This is a genomic window from Streptomyces nodosus, from assembly GCF_008704995.1.
Taxonomy (GTDB): Bacteria; Actinomycetota; Actinomycetes; order Streptomycetales; family Streptomycetaceae; genus Streptomyces; species Streptomyces nodosus.
Map to the genome: position 1 here is coordinate 1252105 of NZ_CP023747.1, position 26415 is coordinate 1278519.

At 71.3% G+C, this 26415-nt stretch carries 28 protein-coding genes; 15 read left to right on the plus strand and 13 right to left on the minus strand.

The features are described 5' to 3' along the window. Positions 1-107: 107 nt before the first annotated feature. Together CP978_RS05580 and CP978_RS05585 are read left to right on the plus strand one after the other, a co-directional pair. Positions 108-959 carry a helix-turn-helix domain-containing protein gene (locus CP978_RS05580; RefSeq protein WP_043438040.1) on the plus strand — a complete coding sequence of 284 codons (852 nt, stop codon included), beginning with the start codon at positions 108-110 and terminating at the stop codon, positions 957-959. After that, positions 956-1162 carry a DUF397 domain-containing protein gene (locus CP978_RS05585; RefSeq protein ID WP_079162023.1) on the plus strand — a complete coding sequence of 69 codons (207 nt, stop codon included), beginning with the start codon at positions 956-958 and terminating at the stop codon, positions 1160-1162. Before CP978_RS05580 ends, CP978_RS05585 begins: the two co-directional genes overlap by 4 nt. A 58-nt stretch (positions 1163-1220) precedes the next feature. On the opposite strand, the gene CP978_RS05590 is transcribed toward CP978_RS05585, so the two are convergent. Beyond that, on the minus strand, positions 1221-1568 hold the full coding sequence (locus CP978_RS05590; protein ID WP_043448218.1) for an SH3 domain-containing protein: 348 nt from the start codon (positions 1566-1568) through the stop codon (positions 1221-1223). A gap of 283 nt (positions 1569-1851) precedes the next feature. Between CP978_RS05590 and CP978_RS05595 the strand changes: the two genes are divergently transcribed. The 3 genes from CP978_RS05595 to CP978_RS05605 all read left to right on the plus strand — a co-directional run bounded on the left by CP978_RS05595 (position 1852) and on the right by CP978_RS05605 (position 4244). Then, positions 1852-2880, plus strand: coding sequence for an SDR family oxidoreductase (locus CP978_RS05595; protein WP_043438042.1), 1029 nt, complete (start codon positions 1852-1854; stop codon positions 2878-2880). A 10-nt stretch (positions 2881-2890) separates the two neighbouring features. Continuing rightward, the gene (locus CP978_RS05600) at positions 2891-3706 is read left to right on the plus strand and encodes a helix-turn-helix domain-containing protein (RefSeq protein WP_043438043.1); all 816 of its coding nucleotides are present in this window, start codon (positions 2891-2893) and stop codon (positions 3704-3706) included. Positions 3707-3899: 193 nt separating this feature from the next. Then, on the plus strand, positions 3900-4244 hold the full coding sequence (locus CP978_RS05605) for a hypothetical protein (protein WP_144401434.1): 345 nt from the start codon (positions 3900-3902) through the stop codon (positions 4242-4244). Positions 4245-4356: 112 nt separating this feature from the next. Here CP978_RS05605 and CP978_RS05610 read toward each other — a convergent pair whose 3' ends face one another. Together CP978_RS05610 and CP978_RS35540 are read right to left on the minus strand one after the other, a co-directional pair. Continuing rightward, positions 4357-4740, minus strand: a complete 384-nt coding sequence (locus CP978_RS05610) for a hypothetical protein (RefSeq protein ID WP_207312926.1) — start codon at positions 4738-4740, stop codon at positions 4357-4359. Between the two features lie 375 nt (positions 4741-5115). After that, entirely contained in the window at positions 5116-5394 is a 279-nt protein-coding gene (locus CP978_RS35540) for a hypothetical protein (RefSeq protein WP_043438046.1), read from the minus strand. Between CP978_RS35540 and CP978_RS35545 the strand changes: the two genes are divergently transcribed. After that, positions 5387-5473, plus strand: coding sequence for a DUF3761 domain-containing protein (locus tag CP978_RS35545; protein ID WP_225075656.1), 87 nt, complete (start codon positions 5387-5389; stop codon positions 5471-5473). The genes CP978_RS35540 and CP978_RS35545 overlap by 8 nt on opposite strands. Positions 5474-5590: 117 nt before the next feature. Here CP978_RS35545 and CP978_RS05620 read toward each other — a convergent pair whose 3' ends face one another. The 3 genes from CP978_RS05620 to CP978_RS05630 form a co-directional block, all read right to left on the minus strand. After that, positions 5591-5797, minus strand: coding sequence for a hypothetical protein (locus CP978_RS05620; RefSeq protein ID WP_150478149.1), 207 nt, complete (start codon positions 5795-5797; stop codon positions 5591-5593). After that, positions 5784-6035: a DUF6400 family protein gene (locus tag CP978_RS05625; protein ID WP_043438051.1), complete on the minus strand. Its 252-nt coding sequence runs from the start codon at positions 6033-6035 to the stop codon at positions 5784-5786. The genes CP978_RS05620 and CP978_RS05625 overlap by 14 nt, the downstream gene beginning before the upstream one ends. 125 nt (positions 6036-6160) lie before the next feature. Then, complete coding sequence (locus tag CP978_RS05630; protein WP_043438054.1) at positions 6161-8056, minus strand: ABC transporter ATP-binding protein; 1896 nt, start codon at positions 8054-8056, stop codon at positions 6161-6163. 300 nt (positions 8057-8356) lie between these two features. On the opposite strand from CP978_RS05630, the gene CP978_RS05635 reads away from it, so the two are divergent. The 3 genes from CP978_RS05635 (at position 8357) to CP978_RS05645 (ending at position 12744) form a co-directional block, all read left to right on the plus strand. Further along, positions 8357-9247 (plus strand): lysylphosphatidylglycerol synthase transmembrane domain-containing protein, encoded by an 891-nt coding sequence (locus CP978_RS05635; RefSeq protein WP_079162025.1) that lies wholly within the window; start codon positions 8357-8359, stop codon positions 9245-9247. A gap of 105 nt (positions 9248-9352) precedes the next feature. Then, complete coding sequence (locus CP978_RS05640) at positions 9353-10117, plus strand: crotonase/enoyl-CoA hydratase family protein (RefSeq protein WP_043438056.1); 765 nt, start codon at positions 9353-9355, stop codon at positions 10115-10117. Between the two features lie 407 nt (positions 10118-10524). Next, the gene (locus tag CP978_RS05645; protein WP_043438058.1) at positions 10525-12744 is read left to right on the plus strand and encodes an NADP-dependent isocitrate dehydrogenase; all 2220 of its coding nucleotides are present in this window, start codon (positions 10525-10527) and stop codon (positions 12742-12744) included. Between the two features lie 73 nt (positions 12745-12817). Here the strand turns inward: CP978_RS05645 and CP978_RS05650 are convergent, their stop codons facing one another. From CP978_RS05650 to CP978_RS05660, 3 genes are all read right to left on the minus strand, one after another. Then, complete coding sequence (locus CP978_RS05650) at positions 12818-15061, minus strand: glycoside hydrolase family 9 protein (RefSeq protein WP_043438060.1); 2244 nt, start codon at positions 15059-15061, stop codon at positions 12818-12820. Positions 15062-15344: 283 nt separating this feature from the next. Further along, the gene (locus CP978_RS05655) at positions 15345-15683 is read right to left on the minus strand and encodes a GNAT family N-acetyltransferase (protein WP_043438062.1); all 339 of its coding nucleotides are present in this window, start codon (positions 15681-15683) and stop codon (positions 15345-15347) included. Between the two features lie 26 nt (positions 15684-15709). Next, entirely contained in the window at positions 15710-16699 is a 990-nt protein-coding gene (locus tag CP978_RS05660) for a pirin family protein (RefSeq protein ID WP_150478150.1), read from the minus strand. Positions 16700-16845: 146 nt separating this feature from the next. Between CP978_RS05660 and CP978_RS05665 the strand changes: the two genes are divergently transcribed. The 3 genes from CP978_RS05665 to CP978_RS05675 all read left to right on the plus strand — a co-directional run bounded on the left by CP978_RS05665 (position 16846) and on the right by CP978_RS05675 (position 19760). After that, positions 16846-17361, plus strand: coding sequence for a carboxymuconolactone decarboxylase family protein (locus CP978_RS05665; protein WP_052454030.1), 516 nt, complete (start codon positions 16846-16848; stop codon positions 17359-17361). A 259-nt stretch (positions 17362-17620) separates the two neighbouring features. Beyond that, a complete protein-coding gene (locus tag CP978_RS05670) occupies positions 17621-18871 on the plus strand; it encodes an MFS transporter (protein ID WP_079162026.1) in 1251 nt (416 codons plus the stop codon). Between the two features lie 352 nt (positions 18872-19223). Further along, positions 19224-19760: an NUDIX hydrolase family protein gene (locus CP978_RS05675; RefSeq protein ID WP_043438066.1), complete on the plus strand. Its 537-nt coding sequence runs from the start codon at positions 19224-19226 to the stop codon at positions 19758-19760. Between the two features lie 22 nt (positions 19761-19782). Here the strand turns inward: CP978_RS05675 and CP978_RS05680 are convergent, their stop codons facing one another. The 4 genes from CP978_RS05680 to CP978_RS05695 form a co-directional block, all read right to left on the minus strand. Then, positions 19783-20625 (minus strand): DUF427 domain-containing protein, encoded by an 843-nt coding sequence (locus CP978_RS05680; RefSeq protein WP_043438069.1) that lies wholly within the window; start codon positions 20623-20625, stop codon positions 19783-19785. Beyond that, the gene (locus CP978_RS05685; RefSeq protein ID WP_052454031.1) at positions 20622-21737 is read right to left on the minus strand and encodes a maleylacetate reductase; all 1116 of its coding nucleotides are present in this window, start codon (positions 21735-21737) and stop codon (positions 20622-20624) included. The genes CP978_RS05680 and CP978_RS05685 overlap by 4 nt, the downstream gene beginning before the upstream one ends. After that, on the minus strand, positions 21734-22603 hold the full coding sequence (locus CP978_RS05690; protein WP_043438072.1) for a dioxygenase family protein: 870 nt from the start codon (positions 22601-22603) through the stop codon (positions 21734-21736). Before CP978_RS05690 ends, CP978_RS05685 begins: the two co-directional genes overlap by 4 nt. Before the next feature lie 107 nt (positions 22604-22710). Then, complete coding sequence (locus CP978_RS05695) at positions 22711-23241, minus strand: GNAT family N-acetyltransferase (RefSeq protein ID WP_043438075.1); 531 nt, start codon at positions 23239-23241, stop codon at positions 22711-22713. A gap of 288 nt (positions 23242-23529) precedes the next feature. Here CP978_RS05695 and CP978_RS05700 point away from each other — a divergent pair, with 288 nt between their 5' ends. The 3 genes from CP978_RS05700 (at position 23530) to CP978_RS05710 (ending at position 26412) form a co-directional block, all read left to right on the plus strand. Continuing rightward, positions 23530-24630 carry an NADH:flavin oxidoreductase/NADH oxidase gene (locus CP978_RS05700; RefSeq protein WP_043438077.1) on the plus strand — a complete coding sequence of 367 codons (1101 nt, stop codon included), beginning with the start codon at positions 23530-23532 and terminating at the stop codon, positions 24628-24630. Between the two features lie 120 nt (positions 24631-24750). Further along, positions 24751-25107 (plus strand): DUF779 domain-containing protein, encoded by a 357-nt coding sequence (locus tag CP978_RS05705; RefSeq protein WP_043448224.1) that lies wholly within the window; start codon positions 24751-24753, stop codon positions 25105-25107. Positions 25108-25182: 75 nt separating this feature from the next. Further along, on the plus strand, positions 25183-26412 hold the full coding sequence (locus CP978_RS05710) for a phosphodiester glycosidase family protein (protein WP_043438079.1): 1230 nt from the start codon (positions 25183-25185) through the stop codon (positions 26410-26412). The last annotated feature ends 3 nt before the right edge of the window (positions 26413-26415 follow it).

A 26415-nucleotide genomic window follows, 5' to 3' on the forward strand; every position in this document is an offset into this window, starting at 1 on the left:
CTTGTACGGGTGCGACACGGCCACACGCCGTTCCCCCGTCCGTGCGGGTCGCGTTGGGCAAGGCCCCGGTGGAGAGGGCACTCAGAGGTTCGGAAGGGTGTGGGAACGTGAAGGCGGTACGGGGCGGTCGAGCGGCGAAGACCAGGGACGAGGGGCCCGACCTGCCGGGTGTGTGGTCGGCGTACGGCATGCTGTTGCAGCATCTGCGGAAGCGGCGCGGGTTGAGCCAGCAGCAACTCGGTGATGCCATCGGCTACTCGCTGGAGCAGGTCGCCTCGGTGGAGCAGGGGCGCCGGCCGGCGAAGGCGGCGTTCACCTCCGCGGCGGACCGGGTGCTGGAGGCGGACGGATCCTTGGAGGTGCTCCAGGACGAGGTGGACCGGGCGAAGTTGCCACGGTTCTTCCGGAACGTGGCGCTCCTGGAGGCGGAGGCCTTGAGCAGGTTCTCGTACGATCCCCTGCTCATCCCCGGGCTGTTGCAGACCGAGGCCTACGCGCAGGCGCTCCTCGAAGCACACTTCCCGCCCCTGGACGAGGAGATCGTCGAGCAACGCGTGGCGGCACGACTCGCGCGTCAGGCCCTGCTGTCCCGCGGAAACCCGCCCGTGGTCTTCGTGTTCATCGTGGAGGAAAACGCACTCCGACGAGTCGTGGGCAGCCGTGCCGTCATGCGTGAGCAGTTGGAGCATCTGCTGACCTGCGCGCAGATGCGCAACGTCGAGCTTCAGGTCATGCCGACCGCGCGAGGTGCCCACAGCGGGCTCAACGGGCCCATGGTGTTGCTGGAGTCGACCGACCGCAAACGGCACGTCTACGTCGAAGCTCAAGACGTGGTGACCATAAGGTCCGACGAAGATGAGGTCAGCGAGTTCTGGCTGCGGTATGGGATGCTGCGCACGCAGGCCCTCAACACCGAGGAGTCCTCTCGTCCCATCGAGCGCATGGCAGGGGAGCTATGAGCACCGATCGGTACAGCATTGAGCCCGCTGAACTGGATTGGTTCAAGAGCAGCTACAGCGGAACGAGCGGTGGCGACTGCGTGGAGGTGGCCGTCGAGTCGGGCGCCGTGTACGTGCGGGACTCCAAGGCCACACGGCACGGACCGGTGCTGCGGGTCGGCCGGGACCAATGGGCGGCCTTCGTGGCGCTCGCCGCGGAATAGAGCGAAGCACCGGCGGCGGGTCCGGTGCCGTGCGTCCGGTGCCCGCCGCCGGTGACGGTCAGCAGTGGTTGCGGACGTTGCCCTTGTCGTCGCCCTTCAGATAGACGGCGCTGACGTAGCCGATGCCGCCGCTGTTGAGCTGAAGGCGGACCCAGTTGCGGTTGCTGATGCCCTTGTCGTTGACCAGGTCGCCCTCAAGCCAACACAGGCCCGCGTAGGAGTAGTTGGCGTTGACGTAGCTGACGACCCGCTCGCCGCGCGCGGGGCCGGCGTGGACGTCGGCGTGGGTCCAGGCGACCACCGTCGTCGCGGCGAGGGCGGGCGATGCGGCCAGAAGGCTCGCTCCGGCGAGGGCGACGCCCGCTCCGCCGAGGGTGAGGGCACGCTTCATCTTCGAGCCAGACATGACTTTCTCCGTCTTCGTCGGTTTCACCGAATCCGGCAGCTTCATCCCGAATACACCGGATCGTTCACTTTCATGATCCAACAGCCCGCATGCAGGGTGATCTTGAAACTCGGTCGATTCACCGGGAAGAGCGAACGCACGCGGCCCTCGTAAGGAGACGGCCTGTCGGCCGGTCGGTCCGGGCCATGTGAGGGAGTGGTCGGCGTCGCGCTGAGCCTGTCCCTCGGAGTACTGGTATCGGCGAGATCTGGAACACGACCGTCCGGCCGCCGACCATGAAGGCATGGCACATGTACTCGTCACGGGCGGAACCGGGTTTCTGGGTTCCCATACGATCGCGCAGCTCCTGACCGCCGGGCACACCGTCACGACCACGGTGCGATCCCTGACCCGGCAGTCCGACGTCGAGCGGATGCTGACCGTGGCCGGAGCCGCGCACACGGACGACGTCTCCTATGTGGAGGCAGATCTGACCTCTGACCGCGGCTGGGACCAGGCCGTGGCGGGTGCGGACTACGTGCTGCACATGGCCTCGCCGTTCCCCGGAGCGCAGCCGAAGAACGCGGACGAACTGATCGTCCCGGCCCGTGACGGGACTCTGCGGGTCCTTCGCGCCGCCCGGCACGCGGGCGTCCGGCGCACGGTGTTGACCTCCTCCTTCGCGGCGGTGGGTTACGGTCACGGCCGCACCGGACGGACGTTCAGCGAGGACGACTGGACGGAGACCGAGGGGCCGGGCGTGTCCGCGTACATCAAGTCCAAGGCGGTTGCCGAACGGGCCGCCTGGAACTTCGTCGAGAGCGAGGGCGACGGGCTGGAGCTGACGGTGGTCAACCCCGTGGGGATCTTCGGGCCGGTCCTCGGACCTGACTACTCCGCGTCGATCCGTATCATCCACGCGATGCTGACCGGCGGGATGCGGGCCGCACCGCCGATCTGGACCAACACGGTCGACGTGCGCGACACGGCCGAGTTGCATCTGCGGGCCATGACGGCACCCCAGGCGGCGGGACAACGGTATCTGGCGCTTGCGGGCGAGCCGATCTCCTTCCAGCACATCGCGCTCGTGTTGCGCGCGCGGCTCGGCGAGGCCGCCGCCCAGGCCCCCACCGGGTCGGCGCCGGCCTGGCTGCTGCGCCTGCTGGCCGTGATCAACCCGGCGCTGCGCGAGACGGTGCCGCAGCTGGGTGTCGTGCGCCGCGCCTCCAACACGAAGGCCCGTAAGGAGCTGGACTGGTCCCCGCGTTCCAACGAGGACGCCGTGGTGGCCACCGCGGAGAGCCTGGTCCGCCTCGGACTGCTGAGCGGTTAGCGTCGAGAGCATGGTGCACGAGACGGCCGACACCCTGGGCGAGTTCCTGCGGGCGCGACGCGGGCAGGTCAGCCCCGAACAGGTCGGGCTGCCCGCCGGTGCGCGGCGCCGGGTACCCGGACTGCGGCGCGAGGAGGTCGCCCAGCTCGCAGGCATCAGCCCCGAGTACTACCTGCGCCTGGAACAGGGCCGCAATCTCAACCCCTCCGACCAGATCCTGGCCGCTCTGGCCGGCGCGCTGCGGCTCGACGAGGACGCGGTCGCCTACCTGCACCGCCTCGCCCACCCCGCCCCGCCCGCCCGCAGGCCGCGCACCCGCACCCGCACGACCCCGGACGATCTCCAGACGCTCCTGGACAGCTGGCCGCAGACCCCCGCCTACGCCCAGGGGGCCGGCGGACGCGTCGTCGCGGCGAACCGGCTGGCCGTGCTGCTGTGCCCCTTCTTCGCCGTGGGCCACAACCCGCTACGGGCCGCCTTCCTCGAACCCGAGATGCGCAGCCTCTACCCGCAGTGGGACGACATGACCGCCAAGGCCGTCTCCGGCCTGCGCGCCATGCTCAACATCGACGACGCCGACCCGGAGCTACTGGAGACCATCGGCGAACTCACCGTCGCCAGCAAGCGGTTCAGCACTCTGTGGACCCGCCGCGAGGTCCGCCGCCGCGACACCGGCCTCACCCGCCTGAACCACCCGCTCGTCGGCGAACTGGACCTGCACTACGAGAAGATGCTGCGCCCACAGGCGCGCCAGCTGGTCATCATCTACTACGCCGACCAGGACTCCACCAGCGCCGAGCGCCTGGCACTGCTCAGCAGCCTCTGACAACGTACGAGGACGGCGCACCCGTCGGCGGCGACGAGAGTGGCCAGTACTTGCGGAAGCTGCGCAGCAGGCTCGCCCACCGCAGTCCCGCCGAGTACAAAGCCGTCCCAGCGGCCTGGCCACCGCACCAATCGTGTCCGCCGAAGCGGAACGAACTCAGATGACGCGTGATACGGGCCCGCATACTTGCCGCGTGGATCTGTCCAACGACGGCCAAAGGCTCGCCCCTCAGTGGGCAGAAATCGGCAACAACATATGCGGCACATTGCACGCTTGCCGCGATGCTTCGGCTCTTGCTGAGCGTTTCGTCCGGGTCGGCTGGTCGTCGAGGCCGTCCTCCTGGCACGCCTACGAGGTGGAGACCAGTTGGTGTCAGATGGAGATCGAGCCCATTGAGGGGGCAGACGTTCTGTTGAACGGGATCGTCGACCCGTCGCGCGTAGACAAACTTGCCGGGCTGCTCGACCGGTGGGGACTCGAGTACTCCCTGGAGCTCTACGACAAAGACGGTTTCATGGTTCGCGAGATCCCAGCCTGATCACTCAGCCGCACGCAGGACGCCTGGCATCCCGTCCAGGGCCTCACTGGATCCGCAGTCTCACCTGCGGCAATGCTTCAAGATCCCCTCCACGGGCCCGACGGAAGCCCGTTCAGCGATCGACGACCCAACGCGCGTCCGCAGGCCAAGAGCCCGTGCCGACGATCTGCTTCACGAGCCCGAACGCCTCACCGATGGGAACGGTGTCCTCGTCCGGATACTCGTCGTCCTGCCCGTTGGAGAGGACGAACCCGTCGCTCGACCCCTGAGCCCCGGGATCCACGGCATGCTCGCCGGGATCGCCCTCGTCTTCGAGCAGCATCACCATCACGCGCTCGGTATTCGTCACAAAGGCCAGCAACCGTCCGGACGAACTGGTCAGCCACGTCTCGAGCTGCCCGCTGCCGATCCTCGACCGAAGAGCCTCCGGCACCGCCTCGGACGACACAGGGACAAGGCTGTCGTCATTGATCACCCAAGACTCGATCACGAGCACGACGATCTCACGGGCGGATCCAAGAGACAGTCCCTGTCGTTGCCGTCGAAGCAGTTGGCGGTTGTCGCCAGTCGGAGTTGATCGAGTGGCGGGGTGATGACCCAGGCGTGCGGGGGGAGTTGAAGATTGCGATATTACAACTAGGTCACCTTCTTTACCGATTCCCCACATCTGATGTGTCCGCGTAGGTAGCTTCGCCGCTCACGTACTCAAGCAGGGGGATCCCGTGAGCCATTACCCGCCCCAGCCGCCGCTTCAGCCTCCGCTCGGACCGCCGGTCGCCCGTCCCACGCCCAAGTGGGCCCGCAAGCGATTCGTACTGCCTGCCCTGGGCCTCGCGTTCGTCATCGGTGTGGGCAGCGCCGGGGCCGACAGTCAGAACGCGACGAAGGCGGTGGCTGACAAAAGGGCGCAGCCGACGGCGACGGCCACGGTCACCGCGATGGCCACCGTCACCGCGACAGCCACGGCGACGGAGACCGCGGAGCCGGAGCCCGCGCCGACGGTGACGAAGACGGTCGAGGTGAAGGTGACCGTCACCGCGCGCCCCGCTGCCGCGGGGTCGGGAACGGGCGGCAGTTCGACGTCCGGCGGCGGGTCCGGCTCGTCGGGTGGCTCGAACTCCGCGGGGGGCGGTGCGACGGCTCTGTGCAATGACGGTACGTACTCGTACGCCGCTCACCATCAGGGGGCCTGCTCGCACCACGGTGGCGTGGCCGTCTTCTACCGGTAGGCCGCGTCTCCGGGCGGAGACACGAAGACCCCGGCCTCAGCGTTTCCGCTGGCGACGGGGTCTTTGGGCATCACGGGAAGGGTACACCCCGGCAGGATCCGAACCCGCCCACACGGCTCAGGCCGCCGTGTTCTGGACCCAGAGGTGGGTGCAGTTGGGGCACTGGAGATGGACCACATGGCCGGCGTTGGCCAGCAGGTAGCGCCAGTGGACCCGGCAGGTCTCGCCGGACAGGCAGTTCTCGCAGTTCTCGTGGTCCCGGCACTTCGGGCAGGGCAGCCAGGCCCGGCGTGCCTTGTCGGCGTGGGGATCAATCGGAAGCACAGGCGCCTCCGAGATCGGGAGGCAGTACTCCGGCGGCCACCAGGCGGTCGTAGATCTGCTGCTGGTGGTCGTCGAGGCCGGAGTAGAGCATGCGGTAGGCCTCGTCCTCCCCCTGCATCGCCGCCACCGGGTCCCAGGTGGGCCCCATCGCGGCGAAGAACTCCGCGCGCCGGCGCGCCTCGTCGGCGGTGAGGTCCATCTCGAATATGTGGTACTCGGGGGTGCTCTCGTGGGCCATGAGTGGGCTTTCCTGCACGGATACGGGCTACTGTTCGACCTTCCTATCAGGAATTCCTAGATTTCCGGACAGATCCGGCAGGAGACCCTGGTCACAGCCCGTCTCACCGTTCCCGGCGCCGTGCGCTACGCCACAGCCTCCGGCTCCGGCTCCGGTCGCCCGGCCCCCGCCTTCTCGAACTGGGTGCGGTACAGCTCCGCGTACCGCCCCTCCGCGGCCAGCAGTTCCTCATGGGTGCCGCGCTCCACGATCCGGCCGGACTCGACGACCAGGATGGCGTCTGCGGCACGCACGGTGGACAGCCGGTGGGCGATGACGACGGCGGTGCGGCCCTGAAGTGCCTCGGTCAGTGCCTCCTGGACGGCCGCCTCCGAGGTGTTGTCGAGATGGGCCGTGGCCTCGTCGAGGATCACCACGCGCTGGCGGGCCAGGAGCAGACGGGCGACGGTCAGACGCTGGCGCTCGCCACCGGAGAGCCGGTAGCCGCGCTCGCCGACGACCGTGTCGAGCCCGTCGGGCAGGGAGCGCACCAGATCGTCGAGGCGGGCCCGGCGCAGGACGTCCCAGAGTTCGTCCTCGGCGGCGTCCGGGCGGGCCAGCAGCAGGTTGGCCCGCACCGTGTCGTGGAAGAGGTGGCCGTCCTGGGTGACCATGCCGAGGGTGCCGCGCAGCGAGGAGGCGCTCAGCTCGCGTACATCCGTGCCGCCCACCCGGACGGTGCCCTCGTCGACGTCGTACAGCCGCGGCAGCAGGGAGGCGATGGTGGACTTGCCCGCGCCGGAGGAGCCCACCAGCGCGATGGTCTGTCCGGGTTCGGCGCGGAAGGAGACGCCGTGCAGGACCTGGTCGCCGCCGCGGGTGTCCAGCGCCGCCACCTCCTCCAGCGAGGCGAGGGAGACCTTGTCGGCGGCGGGGTAGCCGAAGCGGACGTTGTCGAACTCCACCGCCACCGGCCCCTCGGGGACCTCTTGCGCCTCGGGCCGCTCCTCGATCAGCGGCTTCAGGTCGAGGACCTCGAAGACCCGCTCGAAGCTGACCAGGGCGCTCATGACCTCGACCCGGGCGCCCGCCAGCGAGGTGAGCGGGGCGTAGAGCCGGGTCAGCAGCAGGGCGAGCGAGACCACGGCGCCCGCTTCCAGGCTGCCGCGCAGGGCGAACCAGCCGCCGAGCCCGTAGACCAGGGCGAGCGCCAGGGCCGACACCAGGGTGAGGGCGGTGAGGAACGCCGACTGCGCCATCGCCGTACGCACGCCGATGTCCCGCACCCGCCGGGCCCTGGCCGCGAACTCGGCGGACTCCTCCTCGGGCCGTCCGAAGAGCTTCACCAGCGTGGCGCCGGGTGCGGAGAACCGCTCGGTCATCCGGGTGCCCATCGCCGCGTTGAGGTCGGCGGCCTCCCGCTGGAGCCGTGCCATGCGGCGGCCCATCCGGCGGGCGGGGACCACGAAGACCGGCAGCAGCACCAGCGCGAGCAGGGTGATCTGCCAGGACAGGCTGAGCATCACCACGAGCGTGAGCAGCAGGGTGACCAGATTGCCGACGACTCCCGACAGGGTGTTGCTGAAGGCCCGCTGGGCGCCGATGACGTCGTTGTTGAGCCGGCTGACCAGCGCGCCCGTGCGGGTGCGGGTGAAGAACGCGACCGGCATGCGCTGCACATGGTCGAAGACGGCCGTCCGCAGATCGAGGATCAGGCCTTCCCCGAGAGTGGCCGACAGCCGGCGGGCGAGCAGCCCGAGTGCCGCCTCGGCGAGTGCGATGAGGGCGATCAGCAACGACAGCCGTACGACGGTCCCGCGCGCGCCGTGCGACACGATGGCGTCGACGACACGCCCGGCGAGCAGGGGTGTGGCGACGGCCAGCAGCGCGGTCACCACACTGATCACGACGAACTGTGCGATACGGCGGCGGTGCGGTCGGGCGAAGGCACCGATGCGTCGCAGCGTGGCCCGGTCGAAGGGGCGGCGCTCCTGCTGCGCGGTCATGACACTGTGCATCTGCTGCCAGGCGGTGGTTTCCATGCTCATGAGAACGACGTTAGGACCTCGACCGAGGTTGAGGTCAACGGGATGTCCGAGGCCCTCGCGGCGTGCGGGGTGCGCCCGGCCCGAGGGACGGCGGCCCGGGCGCACCCTTGCCCGGCGCGTCAGACGCCGTCTCCGCGTACGCAACCTCGTGTTGGTGCGGCGCGGAAAGCCTGTGGTGATGTGACTGACGTCCGTCTCCCCCCACGGTTCCCCCGACGTGTCCCGCGAACGCCCGGACGCGCGCGGCGGCTCACCGGACGCGTTCCGGTCCGCCAGATCCTGTGTCTGATCCCGATGGTGCTGGTGATCGTGGTCGCGCTGCAGCACCGCTCGGTGCTCGTGGCGGGCTTCGGCCATCTCCGGGCGGCCCAGTGGCCCTGGCTGCTGGTGGCCGTCGGTGCGACCTGTCTGACCTGGGTCGCTGCGGCCGTCACCCGGCAGGGAGCGCTGGTGCAGCGGCTGCCCGCGCGTCGGCTGCTGGCCACCCAGTTCGCGGCGGGCGCGGCCAATCATCTGCTGCCGACCGGGCTCGGTGCCAGCGCCGTCAATCTGCGGTTCATGACGGTGTGCGGGGTGCCGCTGGCGCGCTCCTCGGCGGCGCTCGCGCTGTATATGCTCGCCGAGTCGATCACCCGGACCGCGCTGCTGCTGGCCCTGCTGATCGCCTTCCCCCACGCCCTGCGCCCCGGTTCCCTGGTGCCCGCCTCGATGGGCGGCCCGCTGCTGCTCGGGGTGGTCCTGGCGGTGTGTGCCGCGGTGGCGGTCGTGCTTCTGGTACGGCGGCTGCGTACCGCGGTGTTCACCTTTCTGCGCACGGCGCTGGGTGAGGCCCGCTCGGTGCACACCCGCCCGGCCCGTGCGCTCGCCCTGTGGGGCGGCTCGCTGGCCTTCCCCGCGCTCCAGGGGGCCGGGCTGGCCGCGGTGGGGGAGGCGCTTGCCCTCCCGGTGCCGCCCGCGCACATGGTGGTCGCGTATCTGGCGGGGACGCTCGCGGTCGCCGCGGTGCCCACCCCGGGCGGCATCGGCACGGTCGAGGCGGCGCTGGTGGTGACCCTGGTGGCGGCGGGCGGCCCGGTGGCCGTGGCGACGGCGGTGGTGCTGGCGTACCGGATCATCACGGTGTGGCTGCCGCTGCTGCCGGGTGCGCTCACGCTGGGGGCCCTGGTACGGCTGAAGGTGATCTGAAGCCGGTACGGTCCCGCACCGACCCCGCGCTTACTCGCGAGTAACCTCGGTGGTGCCCGCCCGCGCGACCCCGCGGAGGCGGCCACCACCCGAAGGGGACAGCCGATGCCGGTCAGGATCGAACGTCAGGGATATGTCACCACCGTCGTGCTCTCCCGGCCCGAGGCACGCAACGCGGTGGACGGGCCGACCGCCGCCGCGCTCGCCGACGCGTTCCGGGCGTTCGAGGCGGACCCCGTGGCCCGGGTGGCGGTGCTGTGGGGCGAGGGCGGGACGTTCTGCGCGGGCGCCGATCTGAAGGCGATCGGGACCGGGCGCGGCAACCGGGTCGCGGAGGGGGGCGACGGTCCCATGGGCCCGACCCGGCTGCGGCTGTCCAAGCCGGTGATCGCGGCGGTCGCCGGTCATGCGGTGGCCGGCGGTCTGGAGCTGGCGCTCTGGTGCGATCTGCGGGTCGCCGAGGAGGACGCGGTGTTCGGGGTCTTCTGCCGCCGCTGGGGCGTTCCGCTGATCGACGGCGGCACGGTGCGGCTGCCGCGGCTGATCGGCGCCGGCCGGGCGATGGACATGGTCCTCACCGGCCGTCCGGTGCCGGCCGCCGAGGCGTACACGATGGGGCTGGCCAACCGCGTGGTGCCGACGGGCCGGGCGCGTGCCGAGGCCGAGGCGCTGGCCGCCGAGGTCGCCCGCTTCCCGCAGGCCTGTCTGCGCGCCGACCGCGCCGGGGTCCTCGATCAGGAGGGGATGCCGGAGCCGGAGGCGATGCGGGGCGAACTCCGGTACGGCATGGAGGTCCTGACGGAGAGCCTGGAGGGCGCGGCCCGCTTCGCGGGTGGGGCGGGGCGCCATGGGTCGTTCACGGACGGGTGACGGTCCCGGGCCGGACGGACCGAGCCAGGCCGCACCGCCGCACCGCCGCACCGCCGCACCGCCGCACGGCCGCACGGCCGCACCGCCGGACCTCCGGTCCGCCCCCAGCACACCGTGCCGGGCACCCGGGCCCTGCCGGTGCGGAACGGCCGGCCCGTGACACGGTCGGGCGGGTCCTCGCCCAGGAGGGCGGGTCCTCGCCCGGGACCTGGTGGGGCATGACACCCGGAACCCGACGGAACACGACGCCCGGGCCCCGCCGGGAGCCGTCCGGTTTCGGTGGGCGGGAAGACGCCCGGCTCGGCACGGCGGGACGGGCGTCCCCGTCCCAGGCCACTGTCGAACGCGGCGCCCTCACGAGATATCTTGATGTCGAGCAATGTTGCAGACGTGGAGCGGAGCACCCGGTGACTGACTCGACCATCATTTACACCCACACTGACGAGGCCCCGGCCCTGGCGACGTATTCCTTCCTGCCGGTGGTCAAGGCGTACGCCTCCCAGGCCGGTGTCGCTGTGGAGACCCGCGACATCTCGCTGGCGGGGCGTCTTCTCGCGGTCTTCCCCGAGTACCTGGACGAGGACCGGCGGATCAACGACGACCTCGCGGAGCTGGGCGAGCTGGCCAAGACCCCCGCGGCCAACATCGTCAAGCTGCCGAACGTCTCGGCGTCCGTACCGCAGCTGAAGGCGGCCGTCGCCGAGCTGCAGGCCAAGGGCTACGCCCTGCCGGACTACCCGGACGAGCCGAAGACCGACGAGGAGCGGGAGATCCGCGCCCGTTACGACAAGGTCAAGGGCTCCGCCGTGAACCCGGTGCTGCGCGAGGGCAACTCCGACCGCCGCGCCCCCGCCTCGGTCAAGAACTACGCCAAGACCCACCCGCACCGCATGGGCGCCTGGAGCTCCGAGTCCGAGACCAATGTGGCGACGATGGACGCGGACGACTTCTGCTCCACCGAGAAGTCCACGGTGATCTCCGAGGCCGGTTCGCTGCGCATCGAGCTCAAGGGCGACGACGGCTCCACCACCGTGCTGCGTGAGTCGGTGCCGGTCCTCGAGGGCGAGGTCGTCGACGCCTCGGTGATGCGGGTCGCCGCCCTGCGCGAGTTCCTGACCGCTCAGGTCGCCCGCGCCAAGGAGGAGGGCGTGCTCTTCTCCGTGCATCTGAAGGCCACCATGATGAAGGTCTCCGACCCGATCATCTTCGGTCATGTGGTGCGCGCGTTCTTCCCGAAGACGTTCGCGCAGTACGGCGAGGCCTTCGCCGCGGCCGGTCTGACCCCGAACGACGGTCTGGGCGGCATTCTCAAGGGCCTGGAGGGCCTGCCGGAGGGCGCGGAGATCAAGGCCTCCTTCGAGGCCGAGCTGGCCGAGGGCCCGGCGCTGGCGATGGTCGACTCCGACAAGGGCATCACCAACCTGCACGTCCCCTCCGATGTCATCGTCGACGCCTCGATGCCGGCCATGATCCGCACCTCCGGCCACATGTGGGGCGCGGACGGCCAGGAGCACGACACCCTCGCGGTCCTGCCGGACTCCAGCTACTCCGGTGTCTACCAGGCCGTGATCGACGACTGCCGTGCCCACGGCGCCTACGACCCGTCCACCATGGGCTCGGTCCCCAATGTGGGCCTCATGGCGCAGAAGGCCGAGGAGTACGGCAGCCACGACAAGACCTTCGAGATCCCGGTCACGGGCACCGTCCGCCTCGTCGACCAGGACGGCGCGGTCGTCCTGGAGCAGACCGTCTCCGCCGGTGACATCTTCCGCGCCTGCCAGACCAAGGACGCCCCGATCAAGGACTGGGTGAAGCTGGCCGTCACCCGTGCCCGCGCCACCGGCGACCCGGCGGTGTTCTGGCTGGACGCGCACCGCGCCCACGACGCCAGCCTGCTCGTCAAGGTCGAGCAGTATCTGGCGGAGCACGACACCGAGGGCCTGGACATCCGCGTCCTGTCCCCGGTCGAGGCCACCAAGCTGTCCGTGGAGCGCATCCGCCGCGGCGAGAACACCATCTCCGTCACCGGCAACGTCCTGCGTGACTACCTGACGGACCTGTTCCCGATCCTGGAGCTGGGCACCAGCGCCAAGATGCTGTCGGTCGTCCCGCTGATGGCGGGCGGCGGCCTGTTCGAGACGGGCGCCGGCGGCTCCGCCCCCAAGCACGTCCAGCAGCTGGTCAAGGAGAACTACCTGCGCTGGGACTCGCTCGGTGAGTTCTTCGCGCTGGTCCCGGCCTTCGAGCAGTACGCGAAGACCACCGGCAACCAGCGCGCCCAGGTCCTCGCCGACACCCTCGACCGCGCCACGGCGACATTCCTCAACGAGGACAAGTCCCCGACCCGTCGCGTCGGCGGCATCGACAACCGCGGCAGCCACTTCTATCTGTCCCTGTTCTGGGCGCAGGAGCTGGCCAAGCAGACCGACGACGCGGAGCTGGCCAAGGCGTTCGCCCCGCTCGCCGAGACGCTCGCCGCGGCCGAGCAGACGATCGTCGACGAGCTGAACGCCGTCCAGGGCGAGCCGACCGACCTCGGCGGCTACTACCAGCCCGACCCGGCCAAGGCCGCCGCGGTCATGCGCCCGTCGGCCACCTGGAACGAGGCGCTGGCCTCCCTCGCCTGAGTGAGCCGGTACGACAGCCGCCCCGGCCGGATCCGATCCGGCCGGGGCGGTCGTGTCGGCGCACCTTCAGCGGTCAGCCCTGGTCGGCGACGAAGGACGCCATCCAGGCCAGCGCCGCGTTCCAGTTGATCGCGGTCTCGTTGGTGGACCAGGACTCGATGTCGTCGATGTAGCAGAACTGGCCGACACAGCCCGTGAGTTTGGACTGGGCGAACGGGTCCTGCAGTGCGGAGTTGGCGCCGCCGGCCAGGGTGCCGTGCGGCGGGTTCGGCAGCGCGGGGTCCAGTTCATGGGCGTACCAGCGGCTGTGCTGGTTCTGCGAGGAGACCGAGCCGTACCCGGTGACATAGGACTGGTTGAGGGCGTTGCGGCCCAGAATGTAGTCCATGCTCTGGACGGCGCCGTCGCGGTACCGGGACTTCCCGGTGATGTCGTAGGCCACCGCGACGACCACGGCGTTGTTGAGGATCTGACTGTTGGAGCCCCAGTCGTACCGGTTGCCGGCCGGTGCGTAGGGCAGGCCGTACGGGTGTGCCGTCAGGGTGGCCAGATAGGAGTCGGCGGCCTTGGCCACCGAGCGGCGGACCGCGTCACGGCCGGGCAGCCGGCTCGGGACGGTCGCGAGGTCGAGCCGGGCGGGCACCGCGGTGGAGGCCCAGTCGAAGGCGACATTGCCGAAGATGTCGGCCGTGTGCAGCGGGGAGTGCTGCACGTAGTCGGCGAACTTCTTCTCACCGGTGGTGAGATACAGCTCGGCCGCCGCCCAGTAGAACTCGTCGGTGGCGTTGGTGTCGTCGTACGTTCCGCCGCCCTCCCCGTCACCCGGGTCCGCGTACATCGTGGGGTGGGCCTCGGCGGCCGCCCATGCCGTCCGCGCGGCCTTCAGCGCCCGGTCCGCGAAGGCGCGGTCGTAGGGGCGGTAGAGCCGGGCCGCCTGGGCGGCGGTGGCGGCGAGGTTGAGGGTGGCCTGGGTGGTGGGCGGGTGCAGTTCGCGCTGCTGCGGGTCCTTGCTCGGCAGCAGCGGAAGTCCGGTCCACTGCGCGTCATGGATCTTGTGGTGCGCCATGCCCGCGAGCGGCTTGCCCGCCGGCACCTGCATCTTCAGCAGGAACTCCAGCTCCCAGCGGGCCTCGTCCAGGATGTCCGGCACCTTGTTGCGGCTCTCCGGGATGTTCAGAGTGCCGTCGCCGAGGGTGCGCGGCTGCCCGGTGCGGGCGTACAGCGAACGCTCGTACTCGCTCAGCAGCCCCCAGGCCGTGATGCCGCCGTTGACCACGTACTTGCCGTGGTCGCCCGCGTCGTACCAGCCGCCGGTGACGTCCAGCGTGTAGTCGCACCGGCCCGGCTGACAGGGGACCTTGGAGTCACCGGTGTTCGGGGCGACGTCCAGATGGCCCGCGGCGCGGCCGTAGCCGGGGCGCAGGGAGTCACGGATCTCGATGCCGCTGCGCTGGGTGTAGTAGTACTTCAGCGCGTCGGTCCGCAGTTGTTCGTAGGCGCCCTTGTCGATGTCGAAGGGGCGGCTCGTCTCTCCGTCGGCGACCAGGGTGAAGCCCTTGCCCTTGCCCCGGTAGGCGCCGAAGTCGATCGTCTGGACGTTCTGCCCGGAGGACGCGTCCACTCCGCGCGGCACGGTGCGGCCGCGGGCGACGGTGCTGCCGCGGGCGTTCTTCAGCTCCCAGGCCAGCCGCCCGGTCGAGGCGGTGACCAGGGTGGCGTTCTTGGGTCCGGCGGGCAGATAGGCGACCTGGTTGACGCGGACCCGCGGGCCGGTGTCGGGCTCGTAGGGCACGGGCGCGACGCCCCCGAGGAGCGAGATGTCGTCCATGCAGAAGCGCCAGGCGTCCGTGGCGCCGCCGACCTGGAAGGCGACCTGGCCCTGGGCGGTGTCGACGGGCGAGGTGAAGGTGTAGCTGTAGGTGCCGTCGCCGCCGGTGAGCGTCGGCCTGGCCTCGAACCAGGTGTCGTACGGGTCCACCGACAGGCCGACGACGGCCCGCGGCGCATGCCCTGCCGGCGAACCGGACGCGGTGAAGGAGAACCGGTAGGTCTCCCCCTTCGCCAGGGTGATGTCGTTCTGTCCGACGATGGCGTCCCAGGCGTCGGCCGTGCCGCCCGGCACATCCGTGCACAGCTGTCCGCCGGTGACGGCGGCGGTGAGATTGCCGGTGGTCCACCAGGGGGCGGTTCCGTTGTCGAAGGTGCCGTTCCGCACCTGCTCGACCTCGTCCGCGCCCGCGGGGGCGACGGGCAAGGCCGTCAGTGTCGCCGTCGCCAGGATCAGCACGGCGAGGGCGCTCGTTCGGCGTCTGAACACGTCTCAGCTCCTTACAGGGGTGTGGGAGCGCTCCCAATGGGTCGACGGCAGGCAAGTGTGTCGGGAGTCACATCAGGTGTCAACGACCTCAACACCGCTTCGGCCACCGTCCGTTGTGGGCGGAGAGCGGAAATGGCCGGCACCCGGCGAGACGCCGCGCGGACTGCCGCAGGGGGCGGTGGAGGGCACCGTCACCCGAAAGCGCGTGCGCCGCCCCTCGGGGACGGCGCACGTTCGGACACGGCGGCGCGCCGGTGGTACGGCGCGCCGAACGGCAGGGGACTCAGCCCAGTTCCAGCTCCAGCCACTTCAGGACCTCGGGGGTGACCGGGTCGGTGATGTCGGCGAACTCCTCGTGTCTCTTCAGGAACTTGGCGACATAGGGGCAGACCGGCACGATCCGTCTGCCGGACTCCCGCACATCGGCCAGCGCCTCCTGGACCAGCTGTGAGGCCAGACCCCGGCCGGCGAAGGCGTCGTCGATCTCCGTGTGGAAGAAGACGCGCTGATCTCCGCGGTCGCGGTACACGGTCAGTCCGGCGCGCACACCGTCGGCCAGGATCTCGTAGCGATGTTTGGCGTCGGCATGGCGGACGACCGGAGGTGCTGACGACTGGCTCATGGTGTGCCTTTCGGACGGAAGACGGGTCAGCGCCGCCTCGGGTTCCGACGCGGCATGATCACGGCATTCGGCAAGGCAGGAGCGGGAAGACGACCCCCTGGATACCCCTCGACCACGCCGAAACGATCGGCGGAATTCTGCCACTCCTCGCGCGCCCGGACGATGGCGTCATGATCACGACCAATAAAATTCCACCAGATGACAATCTCCTCTTCGAACGGTGTTCCGCCGAGCAATACGGCCCGAGCCGTCTCCCGCGACTCGTTGGCCAGCGTGAGGGCGTCGGCCCCGGTGGGAATGAAGCCCAGTTCCGCCGGGCGCAGCAGGGTTCCGGCCATCCGGACGTCCCCGTGGTCTACGAGCAGTCCGTGCTCGAAGGCGGGGTCCACGTCCAGCGTGACCGCCGCTCCCGGCTCGAGGAGGATCTCGGCGCCGAGCAGCGGGGTGAAGGTCCGCACCGGGGATTCGTGTCCGGCGAGGGAGCCCAGGAAGACCCTGAGTTCGGCTCCGTCGAGCCGGACGGGCTCGGGGGTGTGGTGCTGGAAGTCCCGTGCGGTGTCGCGGTGTTCCCCGGGCAGCGCCACCCACAGCTGGACGCCGTGCAGGATCGTGGTCCGCGGGGTGGAGACCTCCGAGTGGCTGATGCCGTACCCGCCCGTCATGAGGTTGAGTTCGCCGGGCCGCACATAGGCGTGGCTGCCCAGGCTGTCCCGGTGCTCGATCTCCCCGCTGAACAGCCAGCTCACCGTCTGCAGCCCGGTGTGCGGATGCGGGGCGACATCCATGCCGCCAGTCCTGCCGACGTCGTCGGGGCCGTAGTGATCGGCGAAGCACCAGGCGCCGATCAGGGTCCTGGCCCGTTGCGGCAGGGTGCGCCGCACGGTCATCGCCCGCGGACCGCCGAGCGGCACATCACGCGGGGTGAACACCTCGACCTCCGGCGGCCCGGACTCCCGTCGGCCGTCCGGACCCGCTCCATGGACCGCTCCGACGTGTTCCGCCTCGACGTCGCTCATGAGGAACCGCTCCTCCCTGCCGCAAGATGGTTTTACTTTCAACAACTATCACGAGAGCATAGGGGCACAACGAGACAGGCGCACGGCCAGACACACGGCGCGACCCGAGGACGACGTGCCCGGACGAATTCCGAAGGAGCCCCAGGGTGACCACCCCCACGACAGATTCCGCCGACGCACGGGTCGACACCGGGCGGATCTTCATCGACAAGCAGAGCCCGGAGGCCTATCGCGCCCTGGTACAGACCTCCGAGGCGGTCCGCGCCGTCGCCGCCGGCGCGGGGCTCGACCGCACCCTGGTGGAACTGGTCAACCTCCGGGTCTCGCAGCTCAACGGCTGTGCCTACTGCCTGGACGTCCACACCAGGGCCGCGCTGCGCGCGGGCGAGACCACTCAGCGGCTGGGGGTCCTGGCGGCCTGGCGGGACACCCGACTGTTCACGCCCGCGGAGCGCGCGGCCCTCGCCCTGGCTGAGGCGGTCACCGACCCGGCCGACGCCGGTGCGCAGGAGCGCGCGTACGACGCGGCCCGTCCGACGCTCACCGACGACCAGATCTCCGCGGTGATCTGGGTGGCGATCACCATCAACGCGTTCAACCGGGTCTCGATCATGAGCAAGCACCCGGTGCGCCCCGCGAGGCCCGCCGTGACCCTCCCCTGAGGCGGCCCGACGCGCCGCCCCGCCCGGACGGAGACCACCCGGGCGGGGTCCACGGGCTCACCCGGCGGACTCCACTAGCCCCGTGGGCCCGTGGAGTCCGGGCGTCCATCTCCGAAAGTGATGGCCGTCATCAAGAACCATCACCGCGGATGAGGAAGCAGCGGCGGCCACCCGGCGCTGGGCACAGTGTGGGAGGTCCGCCCGGAGCCGTCCGGCTCCCGCTCCCGCGCCGTCCGGCCCCCTCCCCGAAGAAGGTCCCGTGCCCCAGACACCCGATCTCCACGGTTCGCCGGCCGATGTGCGCGCCGTCCACGGCGTACCGGGCCGGCTGATCGCACTGCTGGCCGTCGCCTGCGGCATGACGGTCGCCAATCTGTACTACGCGCAGCCCCTGCTCTTCTCGCTGCGCGACGCCTTCCATGTGAGCACCGAGGCCGCGGGTCTGCTGATCACCCTCACCCAGATCGGCTATGTGCTCGGCATGCTCTTCCTGGTCCCGCTCGGCGACCGCCTGGAGAAACGCGGGCTGGTCACCGTCCTGCTGGTGATCACCACCCTGGCCCTGCTGGCGGCGGGCCTCGCCACCGGCTTCCCCATGCTGCTGGGCGCCTCCCTGGTCAGCGGCGCCACCTCGGTCGTCGCCCAGATCCTGGTCCCCTTCGCCGCGAGCCTGGCCCCCGACCATGCGCGCGGCCGGATCGTGGGCCGGGTGATGAGCGGCCTGCTCACCGGCATCCTTCTCTCCCGGACCGTCAGCAGCCTGGTCTCCGGAGTCGCCGGGTGGCGCGTCGTCTATCTGGGGTCCGCGGCACTGATGGTGCTGCTGGCCGTGGCGCTGCGCCTGGCACTGCCCCGGCAGGCGCCCACCACGGACGTTCCCTACGGCCAGGTGCTGCGCTCCACGGTCACCCTGATGCGCACCCACCCCGCGCTGCTGCGCCGCGGCCTCTACCAGGCGGCGATGTTCGGTGCCTTCAGCGCCTTCTGGACCACCGTCTCCTATGCCCTCACCGGACCGCCGTTCCACTACTCCGCGGTCGGCGTCGGCGTCTTCGCCCTGGTGGGAGCGACCGGCGCGGCCGTGGCACCGCTCGCCGGGCACTGGGCCGACCGGGGGCTCGCCCGGCCCATGACCGGGGCCGCGCTCGCCGTCGCCGCGCTGGCCTTCGCGCTCGCGGGGTTCGGACGGCACTCCGTCGTACTGATCGCGTCGGCCGCCGTGGTCCTCGACATGGCCGTCCAGTCCACGCTCATCCTGGGCCAGCACACCATCTACCAGCTCGACCCGCATGCCCGGGCACGCCTCAACTCCGCCTTCATCGCGACCTTCTTCATCGGCGGCGCCCTGGGATCACAGGTCGGCTCCCTCGCCTACCGCACCGGAGGCTGGGGCGCGGTCGCGGTCCTCGGCGCGGCCCTGCCGGCCCTGGCCCTGTTGTACTGGACCACCGAGCACCGGGCCGCCCGCCGCCGCCCGGCCGGTGTCCCGGCCGAGGAGGGGCGGGGATAGCCGGGTAACCCGGTTCCCCCCGTCGGCGGCGCCGGGACCCCTGCCCGGCGAGGGCGCGTTCGACGGCCCCGGCCGCGGCCTGCTCGCCCCGGCATCGGGGTGCGGCCCCGCGGCGGGCGTCTCCGGGCGAGGGTCATGATCCGGCCACGGAGACTCCGCGGCCGGTCCAGCAGGCTCACACGTCTGCGCCGTCGACGGCCCCGTCTGCACCGAGGACCGGACGAACTGCGGCGGCGGTAGGATGACGGCGCGTCAAACCCCTTGGGCAAACGGGTGCTTCCGTCCGTGTTCGAGTAGGGCTGACCTGGAGGGACACGCGGACAACGCGCGGCATTGACCGTACGATCGGTCAATGCCTGACACGACCGAATCCACGCCCGGCTGGCTGAGCTCCGACGAGCTCCAGCTGGTGCGTGCCCGCATGCCGATCCTGTATGTGGAAGCCGTGCCCGTGCGCGTCGACGAAAGCGGCGAAGTCACCAGTATCGGACTGCTGTTGCGGATCGGACCCGACGGGATCGTAAGCCGCACCCTCGTCTCCGGACGGGTTCTGCACCACGAACGGGTCCGGGACGCCCTGTTGCGCCATCTGGAGAAGGACCTCGGGCCGGTGGCGCTCCCCCGCGTCCCGGCCTCCCTGCAGCCCTTCACCGTCGCCGAGTACTTCCCGACCCTGGGGATCACGCCGTTCCACGACCCGCGCCAGCACGCGGTGTCCCTCGCCTACATCGTCCCGGTCTCCGGCGACTGCCGGCCCCGGCAGGACGCCCTGGACCTCGAATGGTTCAGTCCGCAGGAGGCCGCCTCGGCCGTGGTGCTGGACGACATGCCGGGCGGTCAGGCCGTGCTGCTCAAGCAGGCCCTGGCCCACGTGGGCTGTCTGTCCTGAGGGACGCCGCCGGCCCGGTTCCTCACTCGTGCGGGTGCCGGGCCGGCGGCCGTCCCGACAGCTGCCCGCTGAACGGGGTCACCGGACGTTCCACGCGTTCACCGTCCACCGTGATGCCGACCGCCTCGTTGTAGAAGGCGACGAGCCCCCTGACGGCGGCGACCGCGGGCAGCGGATCCGGGTAGCTCCAGGCGATGTCCGGCGGGACACCGGCGTCACCCGTGAAGGTCCAGTACCGGGCCGTGCCCTTGTACGGGCATCCGGTGCGGTGGTCCGTGGGGGTGAACAGGTCGAGGCGGACGTCCTCGGGCGGAAGGTAGTACCGCACCGGCAGTCCCGTCTCGAAGAGCAGCACCGGCCGCCGGGTGTCCGCGACGACCGTGCCGCCGATCTCGATCCGCACATGGCGGCTGCTCGGCAGGGCGTCCACCCGTTTGTGCGGGTCGCGGGGGTGGACGAAGATCTCTTCCTCCTCCTCGTACCAGCGGTCGAGCCCCGTGCCGCGGCGCTGGAACCACTCGAAGGTGATATGACCGGCCAGATCGGCGGACGGGGGGATCCAGGCGGCGTTCTGACGCACGTCCCCGTCGACGACCAGGTCGTAGAAGTCCCGCGCCCCTGCGTGCGCGCCGGACGGAGGGGCCGCCGCCGGGCGGAGCAGGTCCTCGCGGACCTCTTCGCGCGGGAAGGCGTAGAGCGGCACAGGCAGGTCCGGCTCCCAGACGAGGACGGGATGCCGGCTGTCGACGACGGTGGTCTCGCCCCGGCGCCCGCGCACCCAGCGCTCACTGGGCTCCCAGCGAAGGCCCTCGGGGGTGGTCCGGACGCCCGACGTGCCGACCGGTCCTCGGGGGAATGCCGTCATGATCCGCTCTCCTTCACGGTCCGAGGGTGACCCGCGCCAGAGGTCTCCGGTTCCCGCCCCTCGTACGCGGCCGTGAGGACGCCCAGCACCGCGTCCGCCGTCACCGGGCGGGGGTTGGGGTACGGCTGGCCCGTCACCTCAGCGGCCGCCGCCGCCAAGTCGTCCTGCTCCAGACCGAGCTCGGCGAGCGACCGTGGTGCGCCCAGGCTCCCGGCCAGCTCCCGCAGCGCCCGCGGGACGTCGTCCGTGTCCAGCGCCCGGCGCAGCGCGGCCACCGCCTCCGGTGCCGCGGGGGCGTTGAGGGCGAGGACATACGGGAGCAGCACGGTGTGGGTCTCCGCGTGCGGCAGCCCGAAGGTGCCGCCCAGCACATGGCAGAGCTTGTGGTGCAGGCCCATGGTGGTCGCACCGAGGGCGGCGCCGCACAGCCACGCCCCGTACAGGGCCCGGCAGCGGGCGTCCAGGTCCTCCGGCCCGGCGGCCAGCGAACGCAGGGCCCCGGCCATCGCCCGGACGCCCTCCTCCGCCATCAGCGCGACCAGGGGTGAGGTGTCGGGGGCGTAGAGCGCCTCGACGGCGTGGGCGAGCGCGTTGACGCCGCTGGTCGCGGTGAGCGGAAGGGGCAGGGAGAGGGTGAGCTCGGGGTCGTAGACCACACTGCGGGGCTGGACCAGCGGGTCGCGGCCGGTGCGTTTCACGCCGTGTTCGGTCAGTCCCCACACCGGGGTCATCTCCGAACCCGAGTAGGTCGAGGGGACGGCGATCAGCGGCAGCCGGGTGCGCAGCGCGATCATCTTGCCGAGGCCGATGGCGGAGCCGCCGCCGATGGCGACGCATCCGTCGGCCCCGGCCGCGCGGGCCGCCGCCACGGCGTGGTCGGCGGCCTCCGCGGGCACATGCATACGGGCCCCGGGGTGCACCGCGACACACCGGTCGCCCAGTCCGCCCGCGACGGCCCGTGCCCCGGACTCGCCGCGGCTGCCGCTGAGGACGAGCAGGCGCCGCAGCCCGAGGCGTTCGGCCTCCTCCGGGGTGGCGGTCACGGACGCCCCGGGCCGGAAGACGACCCGCACGGGCCGGGTCTCATAGGAGAAGTCGGCGTACGGGGTCATGTCGCACGCTCCAGCACCAGGTCGAAGCGAGCGTGCCGGAAGGGGTTCGGTACGCCGAACTCACGAGCCAGGGAGGGGTCGTCGGTCAGGGTGAAGTCCCGCACCAGGCTCTTGCGCACCGCGAACACGGCATCGGAGTCCAGGTGCTCGTCGCCGCCCACGAAGAGGTGCGTGGTGAGGGGCGCGTGGTTCTCGGCGCCGGCGATGAAGTGGATGTGCGCGGGCCGGCGGGCGCTGCGGCCCGCGGCCCGCAGCAGTCCGCCGACCGGGCCGTCGGTGGGGATCGGGTAGGAGGCCGGCACACAGCTGCGGAACCAGTAGCGGCCCTCGGTACCGGCGGTGAACACTCCGCGTCCGTTGCCCGAGGGCAGGCTGTCCGGCCGCTGCACGTCGTAGTGGCCCTCGGCGTCCGCCTGCCAGACGTCGAGGACGGCGCCGGGCAGCGGCGTCCCGTCCCCGGAGAGCACTCGCCCGCTCACCACGCAGGGCTCGCCGCCGCCCACCAGGTCGATGTCGTCACCGAGTTCACGGACCGGGGACTCCGTCATATGGAAGGGGCCGAGGACGGTGGACTCGGTGGTGCCCGGGGCGTGGTTGCCGTTGACGGTCTCGACGAGCGTGGAGATGCCGAGGACGTCCGACAGCAGGATGAACTCCTGCCGGGTGTCCGTGCAGGCCTGTCCGGTCGCCGTGAGGAACGCGACGGCGCTCTCCCACTCGTCCTGGGTGAGCCGCGTCTCGCGCACGAAGTCGTGCAGATGGCGGATCAGGCCGCCGAGCAGTTCCCGCAGCCGTGGATCCGCTGCTGCCCGCAGGCCGGCGACGGCCTGATCGGTGACCGTGGTCTCGGTGGCGTCCGTGCTCATGCCGGCTCCTCGTCCTCGACGGCGTCCCGCTCTTCCCATGGTCCCGCGCCCGGGCCGTGCTACGGGTACGCCGTGCCGGGATCACCGCCGGCGGGCTTCGGAGGGCTTCAGCGGGCGAGGGAACTCCGGTCCGTCGCGGTGAGACGGCGGGTCAGCACGCGGGTGAGGGCGCCGTCGGCCTCCTCGATGTCCCGGACGTGCTCGAAACCGATCCTGGCCAGCAGCGCCAGCGAGGCCCGGTTCGGCGCGGCCACGGTGGCGTGCACCTCCGTCAGCCCGAGCGCGCCGAAGCCGTGCGCGACGATTCCCTCCGCCAGCTCGGTCCCCAGGCCGCTCCCCCAGACCGTGGGGGTCAGGGCGTAGATGATCTCGTGGCCGCCCGACTCGTCGGTCGGTTTGATCTCGGCGTGCCCGATCAGGAGCCCGTCCCGGCGGACCGCCCAGACGTCGAACAGGTCCCGCGCGTAGACCTTGGTGAAGATCCGCCCGAAGAGGGCACGGGCGGCCGCCTCGGAGAGCGGGCCCTCACCCATCCACCGGGACACCCTGATGTCCTGGAACAGAGCGACGAAGGCGTCCTCGTCCTTGTGGACATAGGGCTCCAGGAGCAGGCGTGCGGTCCGCAGGGTGGGGGTCATGAACGGCGACGCTACCCCTCGAAGTGCCGGACCGCACCGCCGTTTCGGGTGGCACGGGCAGGTCCGCGAGGCGCCGGGCCGGGAACCAGGGCGTGGTGCTACCGCCGCACGGCGACGGCCTTTTCCCCGCACCGCCCACCCGTACCTTTGATTGCGTGCGCATATATGCGGCGGGAATAAAATAGCGGCGGACGCAATTGACTCGGTGCCCGGCCGGACCGGGTCGACGGCCGTCGACCCGGTCCGGCGCTCATCGCGGACCGTGAGGCCGCTGACAAGGAGTCGGTTTTGAGCACCCTCTTCACCCCCCACACCGTCAGGTCGCTCACCATTCCCAACCGCATCTGGATGGCGGCGATGTGCCAGTACAGCGCGGCGCCCGAGGGGGAGACGGTCGGCGCCCCCACGGACTGGCACTTCGCGCATCTCGCCGCCCGCGCCACCGGCGGCATCGGGTTGATCATCACGGAGGCCACGGCCGTCAGCCCCGAAGGCCGGATCAGCCCCTACGACCTCGGCATCTGGAACGACACCCAGGTCGACGCCTTCCGGCGCATCACCGCGTTCCTGAAGACGCAGGGCACCGTCCCGGGTATTCAGCTGGCCCACGCCGGGCGCAAGGCGTCGACCGAGCGCACCTGGGTCGACCGCGGCCGTCAGATCAGCCCCGACGAGCCCTACGGCTGGCAGCCGGTCGGCCCCAGCGCCGTCCCCTTCAGCGAGTCGTCGACGACGCCCGACGAGCTGGGCGAGGAGCAGATCGCGGAGATCGTCCGGCAGTTCGCCGACGGCGCCCGCCGTGCCCTGGCGGCGGGGTTCGAGGTCGCCGAGATCCATGGCGCGCACGGCTATCTGATCCACCAGTTCCTCTCCCCGCACAGCAACCGGCGCACCGACCGCTACGGCGGCTCGTTCGAGGGCCGGACCCGGTTCGCCCTGGAGGTCGTCGAGGCGGTCCGCGCCGTGTGGCCGCAGGAACTGCCGGTCTTCTTCCGGATCTCCGCCACCGACTGGCTCACGGAGAACCCGGCGGACGACCGGGAGGGCTGGACCACCGACGACAGCGTCCGTTTCGCCAAGGAGCTCCAGGCACGCGGTGTGGACCTGATGGACGTCTCCTCCGGTGGCATCGCCCCCGACGCCCGGATCGAGTCCGGCCCCGGCTATCAGGTGCCCTTCGCCGAGCGGATCCGCACCGAGGCCGGGATGCCCGTGGCGGCCGTCGGCCTGATCACGGAACCGGCCCAGGCCCAGGAGATCATCGGCTCCGGCCGGGCGGACGCCGTGCTGCTGGGCCGTGAGCTCCTGCGCAACCCGTACTGGGCCCGCCAGGCCGCCGACCGGCTCGGGGGCGAGGTCGCCGTCCCGGTCCAGTACCACCGAGCCTGACCGGCACCGCGGGCGGGACGAGGGTTCCGCCCGCGGTGACCACGCACCCCTGCCGTCGGCACCGCCCGTGTCGTGCAACGTCGTCGCAACCTGTGCCGCGTTGGAATGGCCTGCGTGACCATGGACCTGATCCCGCGCGTGGAGCTCACCCCCGCGGCCGCCGAACTGGTGCGGCGGCTCCGGGAGATCCACGGGCCGCTGATGTTCCACCAGTCAGGCGGCTGCTGCGACGGCAGTTCCCCGATGTGCTACCCGGCCGGCGAGTTCCGCACCGGGAACTCCGATGTGCTGCTCGCGGAGCTGGCGGTCGAGGGGGTCGACGAGCCGGTCGGCTTCTGGATGTCCCGTAACCAGTACGAGGTGTGGAGCCACACCCGGCTGATCGTGGATGTCGTGGCCGGCCGCGGCAGCGGATTCTCCCTGGAAGCACCCGAAGGAGTGCGTTTTCTCATCCGTTCCCGCGTCATCGAGCCCTGAACGGCCCACCGCAGGCCCCCGTCTGGTGCACTTCCCCTGAATCCCGAGGAAGTCGACCGGACATCAGGGGGAGCGATGACGCGTCGCAGCAGACGGTTCAGGACGGCACTGACGGTACTCGTGGCATGGAGCGCGCTGACCGGCGCGGCCCTGGTGGGGGCGGTACCGGCCGGCGCCGCGTCGAAGACCCGGGCGATCACTCCGGGGGTCCGCTACAGCACGCTCGACATCCGGACGGCCCGCGGGGTGATGCACGCGCATCTCCTCACCGTCGACCTGCGCGATCCACGGGTGGGGGTCGATCTGCTGCACCCGCGGGCCGTGGCCGCGCGGGCCACCGTGTCCCGGCTCGCCGACGCACAGGGCGCGCTGGCGGGGGTCAACGGCGACTTCTTCAATGTCGCCGAGACCCAGCACCCCGGGGTCGAGGCGACCGGCGCGGCCGTCGGCCCGGCCGTCGCGAACGGGCGTGCCCTCAAGTCCGCCGTACCGCGGGGACAGCGCTTCGGCCCCGCGCTACCGCCCGGTGCCGGCACCGAGGAGGTGCTGGGGGTGGGCACCGACCGCAGGGCGCGGCTCGACCGGCTGCACCTCACCGGCTCGGTGACCACCGAGGCGGGGAGACTGCCGCTCGGCGGACTCAACCAGTACGCGCTGCGCCAGGGTTCGATCGGGGCGTACACCTCCGCCTGGGGCAGCGCCTCCCGGGTACGGCCCACCTGCGGCACCGACAGCCACCGGGGCGCCCCCTGCAGCCGCGACACCTTCGAGGTGACGGTCAGGGGCGGCCGGGTCGTCGCCAGGGCCGCCAGGCCCGGCCGGGGCCCCATCCCGCGGGGCACCACGGTGCTGGTCGGCCGTGAGGCGGGGGCGCACCGGCTGCGCACGCTGGTCCGGGGCCGGCAGGTCCAGGTGCAGCACCGGCTGGTGGCGGGCTCGTCCGGCGTCCCGTACCGCTTCGCCGTCGGCGGTTTCCCGCTGCTGCGGCACGGCACCGCGCTGTCCGGCCTCGACGCCGCCACGACCGCGGTGCGCACCGCGGCGGGTGTCGCGGACGGCGGCCACCGTCTGCTGCTTCTCGCGCTCGACGGCTCGGACGCCCGCCACGGTGGTCTCACCCTCTTCGAACTCGCTTCCGTCCTGCGGACGTTGGGCGCCACGGACGGTTTCAACCTGGACGGCGGCACCTCCACGACGCTGGTCACCCGGCTGCCGGGCGCGCACCGGGTCACCGTGCGCAACCATCCCAGCGGGGGTGCCGAACGCCCGGTCGCGGACGGGATCGGCGTCTTCTCCCGCCGTTGAGGG

Excerpts from the sequence above, each read along its gene's own strand:
- CP978_RS05660 (WP_150478150.1), bottom strand. The coding sequence starts at position 16,699 with ATGAGCGACGTCGAGGCGGAACACGTCGGAGCGGTCCATGGAGCGGGT.
- CP978_RS05600 (WP_043438043.1), top strand. The coding sequence starts at position 2,891 with ATGGTGCACGAGACGGCCGACACCCTGGGCGAGTTCCTGCGGGCGCGA.
- CP978_RS05635 (WP_079162025.1), top strand. The coding sequence starts at position 8,357 with ATGGTGCTGGTGATCGTGGTCGCGCTGCAGCACCGCTCGGTGCTCGTG.
- CP978_RS05675 (WP_043438066.1), top strand. The coding sequence starts at position 19,224 with ATGCCTGACACGACCGAATCCACGCCCGGCTGGCTGAGCTCCGACGAG.
- CP978_RS05590 (WP_043448218.1), bottom strand. The coding sequence starts at position 1,568 with ATGTCTGGCTCGAAGATGAAGCGTGCCCTCACCCTCGGCGGAGCGGGC.
- CP978_RS05685 (WP_052454031.1), bottom strand. The coding sequence starts at position 21,737 with ATGACCCCGTACGCCGACTTCTCCTATGAGACCCGGCCCGTGCGGGTC.
- CP978_RS05630 (WP_043438054.1), bottom strand. The coding sequence starts at position 8,056 with ATGGAAACCACCGCCTGGCAGCAGATGCACAGTGTCATGACCGCGCAG.
- CP978_RS05710 (WP_043438079.1), top strand. The coding sequence starts at position 25,183 with ATGACGCGTCGCAGCAGACGGTTCAGGACGGCACTGACGGTACTCGTG.
- CP978_RS05595 (WP_043438042.1), top strand. The coding sequence starts at position 1,852 with ATGGCACATGTACTCGTCACGGGCGGAACCGGGTTTCTGGGTTCCCAT.
- CP978_RS05625 (WP_043438051.1), bottom strand. The coding sequence starts at position 6,035 with ATGGCCCACGAGAGCACCCCCGAGTACCACATATTCGAGATGGACCTC.
- CP978_RS05695 (WP_043438075.1), bottom strand. The coding sequence starts at position 23,241 with ATGACCCCCACCCTGCGGACCGCACGCCTGCTCCTGGAGCCCTATGTC.
- CP978_RS05690 (WP_043438072.1), bottom strand. The coding sequence starts at position 22,603 with ATGAGCACGGACGCCACCGAGACCACGGTCACCGATCAGGCCGTCGCC.
- CP978_RS05680 (WP_043438069.1), bottom strand. The coding sequence starts at position 20,625 with ATGACGGCATTCCCCCGAGGACCGGTCGGCACGTCGGGCGTCCGGACC.
- CP978_RS05585 (WP_079162023.1), top strand. The coding sequence starts at position 956 with ATGAGCACCGATCGGTACAGCATTGAGCCCGCTGAACTGGATTGGTTC.
- CP978_RS05655 (WP_043438062.1), bottom strand. The coding sequence starts at position 15,683 with ATGAGCCAGTCGTCAGCACCTCCGGTCGTCCGCCATGCCGACGCCAAA.
- CP978_RS05705 (WP_043448224.1), top strand. The coding sequence starts at position 24,751 with ATGGACCTGATCCCGCGCGTGGAGCTCACCCCCGCGGCCGCCGAACTG.
- CP978_RS05640 (WP_043438056.1), top strand. The coding sequence starts at position 9,353 with ATGCCGGTCAGGATCGAACGTCAGGGATATGTCACCACCGTCGTGCTC.